General features: G+C 53.8%; 13 protein-coding genes. 5 read left to right on the top strand and 8 right to left on the bottom strand.

What is annotated here, in order from left to right; all coding sequences use genetic code 11:
- Positions 1-316 precede the first annotated feature (316 nt).
- A complete protein-coding gene (locus ACR0J2_RS06010) occupies positions 317-2,161 on the top strand; it encodes a TPR end-of-group domain-containing protein (RefSeq protein ID WP_480811966.1) in 1,845 nt (614 codons plus the stop codon).
- Between the two features lie 504 nt (positions 2,162-2,665).
- Entirely contained in the window at positions 2,666-5,572 is a 2,907-nt protein-coding gene (locus ACR0J2_RS06015) for a hypothetical protein (protein WP_480811967.1), read from the top strand.
- Here ACR0J2_RS06015 and ACR0J2_RS06020 read toward each other — a convergent pair.
- The 3 genes from ACR0J2_RS06020 to ACR0J2_RS06030 form a co-directional block, all read right to left on the bottom strand.
- Complete coding sequence (locus ACR0J2_RS06020) at positions 5,569-6,900, bottom strand: phosphatase PAP2 family protein (protein ID WP_480811968.1); 1,332 nt, start codon at positions 6,898-6,900, stop codon at positions 5,569-5,571. The two genes, ACR0J2_RS06015 and ACR0J2_RS06020, sit on opposite strands and share 4 nt — an antisense overlap.
- Before the next feature lie 53 nt (positions 6,901-6,953).
- Positions 6,954-8,747 carry an adenylate/guanylate cyclase domain-containing protein gene (locus ACR0J2_RS06025; RefSeq protein ID WP_480811969.1) on the bottom strand — a complete coding sequence of 598 codons (1,794 nt, stop codon included), beginning with the start codon at positions 8,745-8,747 and terminating at the stop codon, positions 6,954-6,956.
- 559 nt (positions 8,748-9,306) lie between these two features.
- The gene (locus tag ACR0J2_RS06030; protein ID WP_171676669.1) at positions 9,307-9,723 is read right to left on the bottom strand and encodes a MerR family transcriptional regulator; all 417 of its coding nucleotides are present in this window, start codon (positions 9,721-9,723) and stop codon (positions 9,307-9,309) included.
- A 73-nt stretch (positions 9,724-9,796) separates the two neighbouring features.
- On the opposite strand from ACR0J2_RS06030, the gene ACR0J2_RS06035 reads away from it, so the two are divergent.
- From ACR0J2_RS06035 to ACR0J2_RS06045, 3 genes are all read left to right on the top strand, one after another.
- Positions 9,797-10,426: a cation efflux transmembrane domain-containing protein gene (locus tag ACR0J2_RS06035; protein WP_171676671.1), complete on the top strand. Its 630-nt coding sequence runs from the start codon at positions 9,797-9,799 to the stop codon at positions 10,424-10,426.
- A gap of 74 nt (positions 10,427-10,500) precedes the next feature.
- Positions 10,501-10,968, top strand: a complete 468-nt coding sequence (locus tag ACR0J2_RS06040; RefSeq protein WP_171676673.1) for a DUF411 domain-containing protein — start codon at positions 10,501-10,503, stop codon at positions 10,966-10,968.
- A gap of 224 nt (positions 10,969-11,192) precedes the next feature.
- Entirely contained in the window at positions 11,193-11,552 is a 360-nt protein-coding gene (locus tag ACR0J2_RS06045) for a cytochrome c (protein WP_170816208.1), read from the top strand.
- A 497-nt stretch (positions 11,553-12,049) separates the two neighbouring features.
- Here the strand turns inward: ACR0J2_RS06045 and ACR0J2_RS06050 are convergent, their stop codons facing one another.
- The 5 genes from ACR0J2_RS06050 to ACR0J2_RS06070 all read right to left on the bottom strand — a co-directional run bounded on the left by ACR0J2_RS06050 (position 12,050) and on the right by ACR0J2_RS06070 (position 16,951).
- On the bottom strand, positions 12,050-12,580 hold the full coding sequence (locus tag ACR0J2_RS06050) for a hypothetical protein (protein ID WP_480811970.1): 531 nt from the start codon (positions 12,578-12,580) through the stop codon (positions 12,050-12,052).
- A 644-nt stretch (positions 12,581-13,224) separates the two neighbouring features.
- On the bottom strand, positions 13,225-13,845 hold the full coding sequence (locus ACR0J2_RS06055) for a thermonuclease family protein (protein WP_480811971.1): 621 nt from the start codon (positions 13,843-13,845) through the stop codon (positions 13,225-13,227).
- A 485-nt stretch (positions 13,846-14,330) separates the two neighbouring features.
- The gene (locus tag ACR0J2_RS06060) at positions 14,331-15,557 is read right to left on the bottom strand and encodes an HlyD family secretion protein (RefSeq protein ID WP_170808276.1); all 1,227 of its coding nucleotides are present in this window, start codon (positions 15,555-15,557) and stop codon (positions 14,331-14,333) included.
- Positions 15,550-15,888, bottom strand: a complete 339-nt coding sequence (locus ACR0J2_RS06065) for a hypothetical protein (protein ID WP_170609625.1) — start codon at positions 15,886-15,888, stop codon at positions 15,550-15,552. The genes ACR0J2_RS06060 and ACR0J2_RS06065 overlap by 8 nt, the downstream gene beginning before the upstream one ends.
- Positions 15,889-16,051: 163 nt before the next feature.
- The gene (locus ACR0J2_RS06070; RefSeq protein WP_480811972.1) at positions 16,052-16,951 is read right to left on the bottom strand and encodes a LysR substrate-binding domain-containing protein; all 900 of its coding nucleotides are present in this window, start codon (positions 16,949-16,951) and stop codon (positions 16,052-16,054) included.
- Positions 16,952-17,181: the final 230 nt, after the last annotated feature.

Raw genomic sequence — 17,181 nt, forward strand, 5'->3', positions numbered from 1 at the left:
CCACCGCAGCGAACGGAAGCTTTGTCCGCATAGTGGTCGTTCATACCAAGTACAGAGAATTACCCCTCTGAGCCCAAGGCCGACAATCGAAACGGCAGGAATTACTCGCGTGCGGTTGTAGTGTACCCCATCTCTATGTCTGTGGAGAGGTTTCAAACCAGCGACGACGAGCAAGGTTAGCCTATATTGGACAAGCCACGGTCGATGGAACTGCCGTGTTTGAAACGCAATGTAGGATTAAACTGAACCAAATTTTGAGTGCCGTTCATCATCATATCGGTGATATGCTCGAGACAATCGGAGTTGACAAGTGCCAATGGAAAGACGCCTAGCCGCCATTCTTGCCGCAGACGTAGTCGGCTACAGCCGTTTGATGGGCGCAAACGAGGTTGCCACTTTGGCAGAGATGCAAGAAATTCTCGCCAACGTTTTCGATGAAGCAATCAACCAAGCTGGCGGACGCATCGTTAAGCTTATGGGGGATGGAGTTCTTGCGGAGTTTGCAAGCGTTGTTAGCGCTTTAGAATCCGCGCTTGTCATTCAAGAGGCAATTGCCAAACGAAACGTCGGCGTTCCCAAAGATCGACAGATCCACTTTCGTATCGGCATTAACATGGGCGACGTGCTCTTTGAGGGCGGCGATATATTCGGCGAAGGTGTCAATATCGCGGCCCGCATTGAGGCGCTGGCTCAACCAGGTGGCATCGCTGTTTCGGGAGTGGTTCGCGATCAGGTGGGCAACAAGCTTGGCATCACTTTCGATGACGCAGGCGAACAACTGCTAAAAAACATCGATGGCGCCGTTCCAGTTTTTCACGTTCGATCTCAAACCGGCGATATGCAGCCTGCATTAGCAAACGCCTCCAGTCATCCCAGAATCGCGGTTCTTCCTTTTGAGAACATGAGTGGTGACCCTGAGCAGGAGTATTTTGCTGATGGTATCGCTGAAGACTTAATCACTGATCTTTCAAAGCTTTCAGGCCTCTTTGTGGTTGGTCGAAACTCAGCTTTTGCTTACAAAGGCCGACCAACTAAACTACAGGATGTCGCCCGAGACCTAGGCGTACGCAACATTCTTGAAGGCAGTGTTCGAAAATCGGGCAACCGCCTACGCATCACAGCGCAATTGATCGACGGTGTAACTGGCGGGCATCTCTGGGCAGAACGCTATGACCGGGATCTGTCTAACATCTTCGCACTTCAGGACGAAATAACCAATAAAATCATTGATCAGTTGCAGGTTAGGCTTTTTGACTCTGATATCGCCGAAAAGGCGCACACGGAAAGTGTAGACGCCTACACTCTTTACCTTAAGGGGCGACGCTACTTTCACATGCGTGCCAGAAACTATCTTGAAAAGGCGCGTACGCTTTTCCTTGAAGCAGTGCAGCAAGATCCTGACTACGCCCGCGCTTACGTGGGGTTGGCTGAATGCGAAGCAAGGCTTAACGATTGGCATGGCACAGATTTTCCGTCAGAAGACATTGTCAGCATGGCTCAACGTGCCATCAATCTCGATCCTAACTTAGCAGAAGCGCATGCCTCCCTTGGACTGGCATTGCAGATTGTCGGGAAGAATGAAGCCGCGGTTGTGGCTTATCGCAGGGCGCTGTCGCTTGATCCGCTTTGTTATGATGCGCATCATAACTTTGCTCGTTATCACCGAGGGCAACTGGATCATAAGCAAAGCGCCTATCATTTTACACGCGCTCTTGAAATCAAGCCGGACGATTATCGGTCGCCACTCCTACTTGTTGCCGACCTCGTCGAACTCGGACGTCTGGATGAACGTGACCTTTACCTTGAGATGGGCCTTAAGCGGGCTTCGGAGGCGGTAGAAAGCAATCCTGATAACCCTGATCCGCTCGAATTGTCGGCGTCCGTTTTGGCCAGCTTGGGAAGGTATGATGAGGCACGCGCGTGGTTGAGTCGAGCTCTTGCCATGGAAACCCACAGCTATTCGACCGACGGTTATAACGTGGCCTGCGTTTATGCATTAATCGGTGAAACTGAAAAAGCCTTGGAGTGTCTTGAGAAGGTATATCCGAGCCTTGGCCCCGTTCAACGGGATTGGATGCGAAATGATCCAGACTTCCAGTCTCTTCGCAATCATCCCCGGTTTCAGTTCTTGTTAAACGCCGCACCAAAAACGGACGCTTAGTGGGTGGAACATAAAGCCGCTTTGTCCGCATTTACGGGCTTATGTATCAAACGCACCAATAACATAACTCAACAAAACGCCCGCGCGAATCCATAATGCGGGTATGCAGAACACAATCCACGGACTGATAAAGAAGCGAGTTGAGATAGCAGGCCAGCACAAGACCGCTGTGAAGGTTGCGGCTACATCTCACTTTGCCGACGTTCGCTGCAACGGCAAATCATGTCGATGACTTGCAAAATTCTGACCTGCTCTTTTTGTTCATACGGCTGCAAGCTAGCTCCGTTTCAACTTTACACGTCTTTCGACCGTTGATGATACTATCGTATGGCGAGCGTATCAGTTTGATCCGGCGGGAAAGCATCCCGACAATCTTAGGGCCGTGCACGTCAAAAGCCGTTGCAGCCACGTTCTCCTGCTACAGTATTCAGAGCGTTCATATTGTGTTACTGTTTTAAAATTTCAAACGCCGCTACTTTTTCTAATGTCGACAGGATACCCAAATTGACAGTTACAACATTCGACTGGCCGCCCAAGGCGTATCAAACGGATTTATGGCCCCCAAACTGGCTGCGCGAAGAAGAGGAGTATCCAGGGTCAGGGCGACCATCGCGACTGATTGCGCACAACAACGTGCCTTACATCGCGGTTGTCAGCGATGACGAAGACTTGGAAGTTGCACTAAAAACGGTCGTGCAAGGATATGTAGAAGCAATTCGCGTTCTGCTGGATCCTGAAGACGCTGATGAAGGCCGGGAGTGGAGGCTACGTGACCGTCCGGAGGAAACGATCGATGTTGTTCCCTTGATGCCGGACAGCTGGCATGAAGCGCTTGGTCCGGCGCCCCCCGCTCCCGAGCCTGGTCTTATTCGCTGGCTCGACGTCTGGCCTGACATTGGCTCAACAGCCGATGCCGATCCGCCGACGCTTGCATCGTGGAATCTGTCGCGGCAAGCGGATGGCGGACTGCCAGCCCTCGTGATCATGACGGCCGCCGAAACCTATTCGGAGGAAGACAAGGTGGCGTCTTACTCTTTCGGAGTGCGCGTTCCGATGTCGGTGAAACGCCAGCCCGATGGCAATATCCGCGTCATTGTCCGGTCTGTCACCGTTGAGCGCCCTGAGGAAGGCTATACCAGCGCCAGCGAACTTTTGGTGAACGGCAGCGCAGACGAAAAAGCATTCATCAAAACACTTTTATCTCGTGACGACGTCAGCTCGTTTCAGTCGATTCTGGGTGACCTCACGGCGCGCAGTGCCCAAGATGCGTTTGTTGACCAAAACACAATGAACGCGGAACAACTTCACTTGCCCAAATCTCCAGATGGGACCAGCGCGACCGAGGTATTTCGATTTAGCTTGTCCTCGAAAGCCATGTCAGCCCCTCTGGACCCGCCACGATACAATGTGCGGCCAGGCTACCCCATGCCTCAAAGCTATCAAATAGTTTCCGATTTTGCGATTTCGTTTCCTTTGAGGCCTGAAGACATGCCGCTATCGACCGAGGTGCACCCGCTCGTGACGCATGCTGCGACCCCGGGACAAGCGGAGGTTTTCGTGAAAACACCGCCGGGTTGGATTGCGGCAGCTGTTCAACGCTACAATTATACGCTGCGACGTCCTGCGCGCGAAGACAAGGTCCTTGAGGCGTACCGCATCGCCCGCGACATCGGGTCTGCACAGGACATGGAGCTGACCGATGACGGCTTCGAAGTCCGTCGCTGCCCGGGCTACGTGAAAGCAGATAAGGACGCCGGCGCGGGCATTAAAACTGTTGATCTCCCGGGCGGCGAGAAACCCGCGCCCCGCCGCGATGACTTTTCGGCAATCATGGCCTACTGCCACAGCTTCGATTTCTTTCACTTTATGGAAGCCGTCGGGTTGCCGCCGGAGCTTTATGCGGTGCGGGCAAAAAAGAAGGTCGAGATTTTCTACCGATACGGAATTTTCCCGGGCCCGGGAAGGGACGGTCGAACGATCAATGCGCAGGTTGCATTCGATTGTGCGGAGGCCACGCAAGGTGTTCAGCCAAAAATACAAATCCGGCTGGCCCTGGCCAATCTCAACCGCTGGTCACGGCCAGAGAACCCTGATTTCGATGCGTCGTCACATCCGGACGAGCGATTTCTGCCGCCTGAGCCTCTTGGGATTGCATCCAGTGGGCGTTGGATGCTGCATGAAATGGGGCACTATCTGATTGCCGCGCGTCTCGGCAAACTGGAGTTCGATTTCGCGCACAGCGCAGGAGATGCGCTGGCGGCGGTTTGGTGTGACCCCTTTTCGCGGCTGAGTGATCCGAAAGACGGTCTTGATCCACAGTTTCGGGGCATCACATACCCGTTTGTTTTCACGACCCGCAGACATGACCGGTCCCCGCTGCTGGGGTGGGCGTGGTACGGCACCCTCAACAGATCCGTGATCGCCGCCCCGCCGACAGGCTGTGAAACCCTAAAAGGGTATCTGACGGAACAGATCCTTTCCTCCAGTATTTTCCGCCTTTATCGCGCGCTGGGCGGCGACACGGAGCACGGAGGGGAACCGGATCGCTACGTCCGGTATCGCGCCTCCTTCATGACGCTTTTCCTTCTGGTGCGTGCGACAGCCTCCTTTACGCAATCTCCATCCAAAGCTGAAATGCTCGAACTTGCCATGGAAGACGTGAGCCTGTTGATGAGCACCGCGCTGAATGTTCCGGCACCGGCGCCGGGGACACTCCACACCACACCTGCGCCGGCACTCGGAGATTCCTGGTCGGGCGGGGTCTCGCACAAAGTCGTACGCTGGGCATTCGAAGCGCAAGGCATGTTCGTTGAAGATGTCGAGCAAACCACAAACGGCTCAGGTCGGCCCGCGCCCGTTGATGTCTACCTGCAGGACGGCAGACCAACGCAAGACACCCTGCTTGGCGGTACCCTGCATTACGGTCCGGGCAGCTATGCACCTGTGTCTCTCGACTGGACCGGAGACCGTGCATGGATGGTCAACCCAATAAACGGCTTTAATCTGGGCAACCGGGGTCACGAGCCTTCGGGTGGAGTGCGCTTGAGGATGTGGCTCGGCATCGTGACCGGCAACATGACAGCACCACATTGGGACCTTGCGAACAACATTAATTGGATCGCTTTTGCGAAGCTACCTGCCGTTCCAGGCGTGGAACCTGGACTGTCACAATCAGTTCATATTCCCGACGACTTCGCCGTAGCGATGGAACAAGAAAGTGAAGAGACAACATTCGTCATCCTGCTTGAGAGCAGTTGCAACGACGATTTGGCCAACTCGGATCCGCAGGCCTTGCTGGCCTCTGAAATCCCGGACCAAGCAGACCCACCAACGAGACCACGCGCGCTGACCGATCTGGTGGCGGGTGACAATAACCTTGGTCTGATGCTGTTACAGCCTCCTATTGATTAAGGGGGCGGGGGTGCAGGCGTAAACCATGAGTCCGGCCATTCGCTCGTTGCATGTGAGATAATCGTATCCAGTGTCGGGCAATCAATCCGGTCTGCATCACCGACCGGTTTCATCAGGCCTTCCCAGATCGCCGCTGCCAAGTGGCGGCTGGCGTAGCTGTCAGAGGGATAATGCACCCCGATCCGCTCGCGGTTGACAGCGATGCGTTGCGCGATAGTGAAGATTGGCGAATTGATCTGCTTGCGTCCTGTCAGATCATCCCGCACAGGTTTGCGCAATACCTGACCATCTCCTTTGGTTGTGTTTTTAGGCTGCACGCCGTAGCGCGCTGCGATGCCGGGAATTTCGCACAGAAGCAATGATATGAAATGCGCAAGGAAGGAATGGCCACTGGGAAACGCCGGATGTGCGGGCGGGCCGAAAGGAACGGTCAGGCCAGGACGCAGGATCGACGGACGCACCCGTTTGTAATGCGCTTTGTAGGACATGTAGGCCACATTCCCCATCGCGAGGCCGATATCGATCAGTTGCAACGTATGGGGATGATCAAAAGAATTGATGCCAAGAAAATGAACCAGATAGTCGGGCAAGCCATCCGCCTGAATATCTGACTCCACAAGGTAGCTTTGCCGGTCATCCTCCATGTAGTGCTTCAACGTTTCCAATTCGCCTTTTATGATCGAAAAGGCTGCGTTTTTTTGTGCCTGTGAACTCCCCGCAGGTATCCATGTCAAATCATCGTCTTCCAACCAATTTTTGTGCCCGGCTCCGGTTGGCTCCGGATTGAACCCAACCAGCGGGTTCCACTTGGCCGCCTGCCCTGCAAACTCGAGAGCGGCAAGCGTGCCGGGTTCGGACCGGTCTGCCGCCCGCAACCATTCCGTCAGGTGCTCGTCGAATGGCAAGGTCCAGAAGCGCAGAGCGGGGTCCCAGTCTTGGGTCGTCCATTCCAGCAGGGGCTTACCCGGCTGATAAGGACTGATGATGTAGTCCAGCGGAAAAGAAGGGTTGCCAGCATTGTCGGGGGTAAAGTTGAGCGCCCATGGCAATAGCGCAAGTTCGATAGGGGTTGCGTAGTAGCTGCGGATGAAACCGATGCCCCCATCTGCGCCGACCGGGATTTCACCCACATTGGAATCGGTTCCCATACCCATGCCGGTTCCCATACCCATACCCATGCCGGTTCCCATACCCATGCCCATGCCGGTTCCCATACCCATGCCTCGGCCCATGCCCATACCCATGCCTCGACCCATACCCATGCCTCGGCCCATGCCCATGCCCATACCTCGGCCCATGCCGTTTCCTGTATTCATGTCCGATGTCATCTGAAGTCTCCCTGGAATTTGTTACGGAAAAAAATTGCCCGTGAAAAAATCAGTCAGCGCGGCAAGCCCGCGATCAAGAGCCCACTTTTCAAAGCCCGTTTGTGTTCGCTATGAGAGAAAGGGTACCATGAAACAAAACGATCGACCGAGAATTTTTCGTCGAGACTCAATAACTCTTTACCAACTTCCCGAGCTTTATCTTCTTCCCCATTCATCGCGAGACTTGCGGCCAAAATCCTCAACGTTGCAATGAAGCGCGGATTTACGTGCCGAGCCTTTTCCAACCAAGAAATGGATTCGGCATAATTCTCAGACACAAACTCCGCAATTCCGGCGCCGGTCCACCATGTAAAATTCAAAGTGTCAAAAGGACTGAGCTTAAAGGCATTTTGAAACCTGTGTATCGCGTCCTCACCGCGGCCAAGGTAGGACAGAGTAACCCCACTCCAGGCCCAGCCCAAAGCGTTGTTTTGATCCAGCGATAAAGCCAAATCGAACATGGACAGTGCTTGATGGGGTTTTCCTTTGAGCAGACTTGTCAAATGACCCGCCACGACCTGGCAAAACGAGTCTTCGGGATCAAGTGCAATTGAATACTGAGCATGTTCAATGGCCAGTTTTTTGTCCCGCTCAGGATCGTCCGAGTGCCCTTCGCCAAATAGGTAATTCAGTCGCCATGCAGAATAGGCGTAGGCCTGCGCATATGTAGGATCGAGTTCCATCGCCCGTCGCAGCGCGGTTCCGGAGTTCCGGTAACCGTCCTCAGTGAACCGGTACAGTTCCGAGGCCGCTTTGAGAACGCAGTCATATGCGTCAAGGCTTTCCGTCGAGCGATTTCGAACGCGCTTGATACCATGCGCTTTCAGGCGCGGTTCAAAAGATCCAACGACTGCTGCTACGATGGTATCTTGGAAGTCGAACAGGTCATCTGCGCTTCCGTCGAACGTCTCGGACCAAATCGATCGGTTTAAGGCGACGTCGACCAATTCCGCCGTTATCCTCAGCTTATCGCCTTGCCGGCGCACACTGCCATCCATCACGTAGTTAACACCTAGCAGCGAGGCAATTTCCTGTAAGTCCATCGAACGCTTTGCAAATCGCAAAGTCGAGGCGCGCGCGATGACGTGAAAGGCATGGCTGCGCGACAGGCCATTGATGATGTCTTCGGTGATGCCAGACCCAAAATACTCTTCCATTTCATGGCCCGATGACGCGCGAAAAGGCAGAACTGCAACGGTGGGGCGGGAGGTCCACTCGATAAAGGGTTGGTGCAACCGCGTCTCTTCTTCGGACGCTGCATCAGAAGGAACCACCTGAAACAAGTGCACAATGCGTTTGATATTCTTAAGCCGGGGAGTCCCGATATCTTTGAAGCTGACATTGGCTTTGTTGGCGGCCAATTCCCGTACGATGCCAGTAGTTATGATTTGACCGGGGGCCGCTGCATCATGAATACGCGATGCAATGTTTACGCCGTCGCCCAGTATGTTCCCATCTTGCACTAAGACATCTTCGACATTTACTGCAATCCGCAATTGCAAATGACTTTCATTGCCCGCATCCATATCAGCCGTGGGTTGCGGGGTATTCTGTGCATCCACCGCCCACTTTAGGGCCGCGACAACACTTGAAAACTCGACAAGGATTGCATCTCCGGCGGTTTCAACTAACCTTCCGCCATGTCGTTTTAGTAAGGGCAGCAAAACATTTTCTTTTAGCGTTTTCCATTTATTGCCGGCGCGAATGTCGTTTTCTGCGACAAGACGCGAAAACCCTGCAACGTCCGCGAATGCGATAACTGCAAGCCGACGCATTTCGGCCGTGCGAGGTCCGTCAGTCTGAACCATCCAATAACACCCTCGAAAAACACATAATTGGCCAATGTAGATCGGCTCATTCAGAAGCTTAACGCCATACTCCGTGTCGGTCTATCTATTGGCCTTTTCAATAGCCTACTTCGGCGGATTCGCTTTGGTTGGCATTGCATTTTAAGTACGGGAGGTTGCACTATCGCTGATGCCTGCTTTAGTACGAACACCTAGATTGGGATGGCAAACGTTGACGGCAGACACTCTGGAATTCAGCGTGTTAGGCTTCAGAAGGGCGAAAAATCCGACCTTCGCATCTGCCTGAGTGTAGAATACCTTTGAGTCAAGCCCAAAATGCTGCAATGCAGAAATAGTTTCGAGGTAATCGCAATCTAAATGTCCGCTTCCACGTCAAACTGTGGAAGTCTACGCGCACATGTATATGGTAACTACTCTCCGCCCCTTCGGCACCAATGCCGCACGCATCTCCAATGTCGCCTTTGGGCTCGAAGCAGTCGTTCGCTGCACCAGGCATGATCGTCCGCTTTGCGGGACAAAACAGTCTTTCGCAGCGACTAAAGCAATGTCCGCTCATAGTTTAGTGATCGTGGTGACACAGTTTATGATCGGCAAGAGACGCGAGTACATAGCAGTTCTCTGACCCCCCCTCGTTATCACAGCCCTTCGAAATCCGAATTAGCTCTTTTTCAAGTGCCCGTAGTCGTTTGATCTTTGCTCTTACTTCGGAAAGTTGTGAGACGGCGATGTCCGTCGCGGCTTGGCATGAACAATCCGGGTGGCCTTGAAGCACAATCAATTCGGAGATCGCTTCAATTGAGAAACCAAGATCGCGCGCATGTTTGATGAAACTTACACGCTCCAGCCCTGCCATATCGTAGCGCCGTTGGGCGCCTTCGGTGCGTTCTGGTGCGGCAAGTAGGCCCATCTCCTCATAGTAGCGGATAGTCGGAACTTTGACCTTCGTGCGCTTGGAAAGCTCCCCGATAGAAAACATGAAAATACCTCTTGAACCTCTAGTAACTAGAGACACTACACTATGGTTACGACAGATACAAAAAGGCTTCCCAATGTCAGGATGTTGCGCACACAACGCCAAATTCGACGGGGTATCAGACGACTACAAAAGGCGGCTGTGGATTGTCATTGCTCTGAACGCGGCGATGTTCGTCGTCGAGATGACTGCTGGTCACTATGCAAAGTCTCAGGCACTTCAGGCCGACGCTCTAGACTTCCTTGGGGATGCTTTGACCTACGGTATCTCGCTGGCAGTGATCGGGGCTTCAATCCGTGCACGCACCAATGCCGCTCTGGCCAAAGGGGTGAGCTTGCTGCTGATGGGTCTTTGGGTGTTTGGATCGACCGTGTACCGGGTGTTCTATGTCGGAGTGCCGGAGGCCGAGATCATGGGCATCGTTGGCTTTTTCGCTCTTATGACCAATCTCGCAAGTGTTCTCTTGCTCGTCCGTTACAAGGACGGCGATGCAAATGTGCGCTCTGTCTGGCTATGTTCGCGTAATGACGCCATTGGCAATGTGGCCGTTATGTTTGCAGCTTTAGGCGTCTGGGGCACAGCTAGCGGTTGGCCTGACCTGATTGTTGCGGCGGTCATGGCAACGTTGTTTCTTTCCTCTGCTTTCCAGATCGTGCGCCAAGCGCTCGCCGAGCGCCGGGAAGTTGGCGAACATCAGCATGTTTGACGTGGATCATGACCTTTGATCTCGAATGATGCGAAATTGACTCAATTGAGTTGGAAATACAAAGGGCTCTCACTATGGACCTGAAACGCCGCCAAGTACTGACTTACGCCGCTGGCTTTGCCAGCACAGTACCATTTGCCGTGTTTGCGCAAGACACGCCTTCCATCCATGTTCTCAAGGATCCGAACTGCGGCTGTTGCCAGGTTTGGATCGACATCCTACGGCAGGAAGGCTTTCGCGTTACCGAGGAGCGCAGCTTTGGAACACAGCTTGTCCGCCACAAATTGGACAACGGCATTCCCGAAGAAATGATGTCCTGCCACACAGGCGAGATCGATGGCTATATGATCGAGGGGCATGTGCCTGTTGCCGACATTCGTCGTCTGCTGGAGGAGCAACCCAATGCTGTTGGACTTGCTGTTCCTGACATGCCCTACGGTTCCCCTGGGATGGGGCCGGAAGATCGTCGTGAGGCCTACGACGTGTTTTTGATCCTCAAGGACGGTAGCACCGAGGTGTTCAAGAGTTACGAAGCGGCCTGAGGCGACGTTCATCGAGCGGAAACAGTAAGGAGGAGAAGATGACGAAGCTTGGATTACGCACTCTTGCCTTGAGCGTTCTGTCTATCACCATTGCTACAGTGGGTTGCGCACAACAACAACGAGGAGATTGGTGGGGTCACGGGCCAATGGGATCTAACCACATGAGGTCTGAGCACATGCGTGGTTGGGGGCACGGCAATATGGGGCCTGGCCAGCAGCAGCGCATGCAACGACATTGGACGTATATGAACGAGGACGTGCCCGCAGCCTACCGCGGGGCTCGGAGCACCATTCGTGCAACGCCCGAGAATGTTTCGGAGGGCAAGACGCTATACACGGAAAACTGCGCAAGCTGTCATGGAGCTGAGGGCTTGGGCGATGGTGAAGCCGGACGTTCGCTCGTGCCCTCTCCCGCTCTCCTACGGTGGTTCGTTCAGATGCCGATGTCGGGGGACGAGTACCTTCTTTGGGCAATTTCCGAGGGCGGCGAACGCTTCGGAACAGACATGCCAGCCTTCAAGGAAGCGCTGAGCGAAGAAGACATTTGGAAGATCATCGTTTATATGCGTGCGGGGTTCCCTTGATCTGTCGTCAATCTGTTGGTTTTTGATGAGTGTTTTTGCTGTCGATACAATGACGACAATTCTCAGCAGGCATAAAGCTGACAATGCGCCATTCTAGTAAGTTTCACGGAAGCAGACATTTATGTACGTCGCAGCACGAGCAGGTTAGGGCTCGAAGCAGACATTCGCTGCAACTTGCTTGAACGTCTCCTTCGCGGAAAATTTTACTGAAGCGGGAAAAGCGTCTTCTTGCTTCAGTTCGTACAAGTGTTGCTAATAACGCTTTTCTCCTGGGTGCGCGATACCCGAAGCCAGTAGTCGTCTTGCCTCGTAGAGTTCACGCTGACCAGACATTAGGTTTGGAGGCAGAGCACCTATCTTTTCAGAATGCCGGATTGATATCTCTAACCTATCAGCCGCTTCGATTGCGGCTTTTAGTGCAGCCTTGATGGCGGTGCTATCAGAAATGGGCAGGCGAGTTCCAGCCATTCCTCCGTTGTCTGTCCATGACCCTCTCTTCATTTTTGTTCCTCGCTCAGGCGGCCCCATTTTGGTAGCAGTGACTTATCAATTGCGGCGGTCGTTCTATCCGTACGTCGCATTTCCTCGACCTCCGCACGGAGTGCGGACAGTTCTTCAAGCCCTTTGAGCTGGGCCTGACGACCCAGGACATCCTGAAGAAGCCTTGCCTGTTGCAAGCTGATTTCGCCCCGCGATGCTGCAGTTGTGGTCCGCTCTGAAGCGACGAGGATATCTTCAATTGAGCTCAATTTGTTCCTGTCAGCCAATTGAACGAAGTCAGAGCGTGTAGGAGGCCGAACCCGATCAACGAGCCATTGGGCTACGGTTGGATTGCCGTTATCAAGCTCGCCGGAAATTACGTCAGTGGCGCGCCCGAGCATCTCTTCAAGCCGTTCGCCCGCAAGCCGTGCTGCGCGTTCTTTAATGCCATTTGCGCCCCGCGGTCGGCCGGTTGACTTTGGCGGTTTGTGCCCGGGCAGGAACTTGCCATCCGGGCCGCGTTTAGCTTGTTGCTCGTCATGGGGCATAGAACCGTCAATCTCGTCATTTATACGTCAATAATACTGACATAATAGCTTAACTTTGCGTTCTTTTCACTGTCTTGGGATTGACCCGTGGGTTACGGAGTTCGAGAGCGAGGTGTTCCGCTCCTTCAAGTGAAAAACCAAATCGGCTGTTGCATTCCCACAAAGAAATCAAGACGTGAGGATGCCTCCAAGGCCATCTGGCATCACATGCTCAACGCTCAATTCCTTAGTTACAGGACATGCAAACCACCTTGGATGCTCCCACTCAATTCTCAATTTCCATTCCTCAATGTTGAACGCACGTTGGCCAAGTTGTCTGGATGAAGGTGATAGCACTGCGCGACATCAAGGTTTTGGACTGCCAAATTGGTTTCATTAGCCCAATTGACAGCAGTTGAAGTCAGGAGAATTCAGTAATATGTGGGGTTTTATGTGGGGGCGAGATGTCCCAGCTGGCGGAAAACGCAGCGTTTTCAATGAGGGTATGGTGGCCCTAGGCCACCAAACCTTCTTGAAGACACGCCGGTTATCCCCCGTCTCACCCCCAGACCCGCACAGAAGTTGGACGCTGATGGCGCTCAATTTGCGGCGCGTACCGGTCGCCGTGCAAATTCGGGGCGCATGGGCGATGCATTCTATTACAGCTAGTTGTTCAGTTTCCGGGCAGCCTGCTTTGCTTCATATCGCTCCCATAGCCCCATATGTCCATTTTGCCGCGCGTTTGCGAGCCAGAGCTTTTTTTGAGCATCAGGCATTTCCAAAGATCGATATTTCCCGCCCGAGTACTTTCCCCAGTCTATCGCCAGCCCAAGTTTGACCATTTCTGCCGATAAATCACGACCGTCCTCCAAAAAGCATCTGGCGACAGTTCGCCCGTGGGTGTCCTGCTCGGTTACTTCCGCCCTGATTTTTTGTCCTTTGCAGAGGGACACCAGCGCCCACTTCGCTTTCTTTCCATATGGGTGGCTCATCTCTGGTGCATCTACACCAAACAAACGGATCTGGTTTTTTTTGATCACCAGAGTGTCGCCATCAACTACATACGCGGAACCAGTCAATACCGATACCTCTGGACGCGGGACCGTATGGCTTGGGTCGAAACGCGGCAGCTGCGATGAGCTTTGCTGCGGGCCGGTGGCTATCTTAGGCTTTTCGCCCACTCGAGGCTGCCAGGGGCGCGCAATCGTGTTGTCAGGTTTGTTGCTGCGAAGCGCCAAAAAAACTGCACCTGCCAGAACCAGGCCCAATACTATCAAGATTTCCACGAAACAGGTCTCCCATAGTTTGTCAAAAAAATGGCTTCACTAGAACTGGATCAACTCAAGCACACGCCGGGGTTGAATTTCTAGAGCATGTCATATTCACCCAATAAGATGTGACCTCATTGCCTCTCCCAAAAGGTCACTGGGTGCGCTTTGTGACGGTTCATTTCCTTTTCTTCATAAGGCCAAATAACTTGCTGGATTTCAGTTAGTTCCTGACTTCCACGGCTTCTAGGGCGCTAAAACAAGATGGCAGGAAATCCAAAAAGAATGGCGACTTCGCGTAAGCAGTCGCTTCGATGCGGTTCGATGTGCGTTCCGGCGTGAAGAATTCAGCGAATTTATTGGTAGCAAAGGGTCGCGTTATGAGTGTGGAGCCAAAGTTAAGATGACAGATATATCAGGCCCCCAAAAAGCCTGACAGAAACAGGATATTGTTGCTGACCTTGCCGTTTACGGCAAAGCCCTCCCTCTCAACGAGTTGGGCCTCAATTGAAGACCAACGCCTTGACGGGCAGCAAAATTGTCTGTGCGCGCAAAACGATCGCGTTTGCGATACCCATCCCGTCCACAATCCGTGCAAGAAAAGCCGAAAAACCCGTAATTTCACCGGCATCAATTTCCTTCGCCCGGCTTGTATAGGCAACGCCGACGCATGAACTTCCCGGGGGGATATCTTCCAAATGTTTCGGGAAGATTGGCGCAAGAAAGGCTGTCACAGTGCCGGGGCGCGCCCGATCCTGCTGATCCAGCAGCGCATCACCCGGTCGGAATTGCCCCGCAGCAATCGCGTCTTGCACCTCGTCCACGACCATCGGGATTATGGTCAAGGGTTTGGATGCGCAGGTGATTTCCACCAGCATGCCGGGCTTGAGCACGCTGGCTGAAATCTGACCGAAAGCCGCTATGAAACGCCCTTGTCCTGAGACGTCTGGCACCAGAATGCCAGCGGGACGCAGAATTGGGTTAACGATGTCGCCCGGCTTCAGGAGGAATTGGGTCACAACCCCGTCCACCTCAGCGAATACGGTTGACTTCGAGATCTCGTTTTCGGCCTCCCGAAGCACGGCGCGCGCGCTTTCAAGCTGCGCAGGAAGAAGTGAGGTCTGACGGAGTTTGGCACCATCGAGTGCTGCGAGTGCAGCTGCGCGACGGCTCTCCGCCCCGGACACTGCCGTCTGCAACCGCTCCAGCTCCTGCTCGCTCACGACAGTATCGTTTCGCTCGGCAAGCTCTAGGCGTCGATCCAGATCGCTTGTGGCCTGCGTAAGATCTGATTCTGCCGCCTCAACACCAGCAGCGGCTGCCGCGATTTCTGTTGCGGTCAGGCCCAAAGCGGCCTCGATCTCTTCTATGCGGCGTTGAGCGGTATCTGCTGCTGCTTCCTGTCGGGTCGTGTCCAACCGGAAAATGGCGTCACCGGCACTAACCGCATCATTGTTGGCGACATAGACCTCTGAGACGCGGCCACCGCGATCTGACAGTATGGTAACCGTGCGAAATGCGGCGGACACGTTCCGCGTTGAGGGGTGAAAATAGAAGATCACTGTGATCAGCGTAACGGCCAGTATTGCGCAGGCGGTCAAACCCCACCGCAATTCATACCAGACGTTGAACAGGGTTATTTCATGGCCCCATCTCTTGCCCTGCTTGTAGCGACGGTACAGGTAATCCGGGACAATCGTGATCAATGCAGAGAATACCAACTCAAGCATCGTGGCTCTCCGAAAGGTCCACTTCGGTCCTGAGCGGGAATATCTCGTGCAGAGGCACAGCCGCAATCAGAATGGCGGCGATCCAGAACGCATTGTTCAGTGTGAACAGCGAGATCAACCCAAGCACACCAACCAGTTGCATTTGAACCTTGTGCGCGCCTGCCGCCATGCGGTCGGGGATGGCTTGCACGGTAAAATACAATGCGCCGAAACCCAGCAGGACAACGACAAGAAGAAACCCAACAACGATCAGAAAGCCGTCTGTTTCCCCAGGAGGTGTCACCCAAAACGGGAGCCGCGCCATCGCCTCATCAGAGATCGAGCTGTTCACGTGAACCTCCTGTTTCCAAATGATCCCCGGCAAGGATAAGCGATTGAAATCAAAAAAACCAATCCCGCACGAGGCGGCGCTGATCCGTCCTACACCCGATGGCGCAAATATTATGACGGATCGGCGCCCGGTATGAATTTGCACGAAATTCAGTTCTAGGTTCTCAGGCTTCCTGAGAAAGTGATGCGCACGTCACTTCAAGCCAACTCAGGAAAGCACCTACCTGGCCAGAGATGCGCCCCTTTCGGTAGACCGCAAAGTAGCAGGCCACCCATTTCGGCGGAACGTCGATAGCTTCCAGCCTGCCTTCATCCAGGTGCTTTTTAACGGTCACTTGAGGGCTTAGATGCAATCCGTAGCCTTGCAAGGCGGCGTCGAGCTCGAACTTCGATCCCCCCGGATCAACAAGCTGAAGGTCGTCGACGCACAGGCCGAAGTCCCGGACAACACCTTCAAAGACATAGGAACCGATGCTCTTGTCCTGAATCCACGGCACACCGGCCAGGTTTTCCGCACCCAACCTGACAAGCTCTGGCGTGCCGCATAATACGAACGGCGACTTTAGAAGCGGTTTCTGGGCCGCGCCGCTCCAAACATGGTTTGGCGGGCCTCCGCGTATGGCGATGTCAAAGGCCTCGAGATCGACGTCCCAAGAATTTCCTTCCGCAGCGAAGGACACCTGGATGCCGGGGTGTTCCGCCCAGAAGCCGCCAAGACGTGGCATGATGACCGCGTCGACAAATCGGACAGTCGTAGACACACTCACACCGCGAGCGGCCTCCTGAGCCGTCACATCATCAATGCCTTTTGCGATCTGCTCGAATGCGTCGTTGAGCGTACTCGCCAGCGTCCAACCGGCCTCGGTCAAAGCAAGTCCGCGACCCTCTCGGCGCACAAGTGGAATCCCCAGATCAGCCTCAAGCTTTCGCACCTGTTGGGCAATCGCGGCAGTGGTTACGTTCAGTGAACGTGCCGCAGCAGAATAGCCGCCTAAACGGCCGGTCGCCTCAAATGCCCTGAGGGTCGAAAGCGGCGGCAACTTATGCCAGTCAATAAGGTTCATTCAGTAGATGTACTTAATGATTGCTATTTTTTCCTGCCTCGCAAGGTACACCAAATGTGACTATTGTCGAGAAATACACCCGATGCAAAACGAGCAATCAGTAGTGTAGATATCTGAAATTGCGATTGCCCTAAAAGCCTGTCGAATTGCGTTGCAATGCGATCGTCCTGCAATGCGTTTTGCGTTGACAGGCGGGTTTGAACAACCGGCAAGGTCCAATCGCCGCAAAT

It is taken from the genome of Ruegeria sp. CG4 (assembly GCF_056537185.1).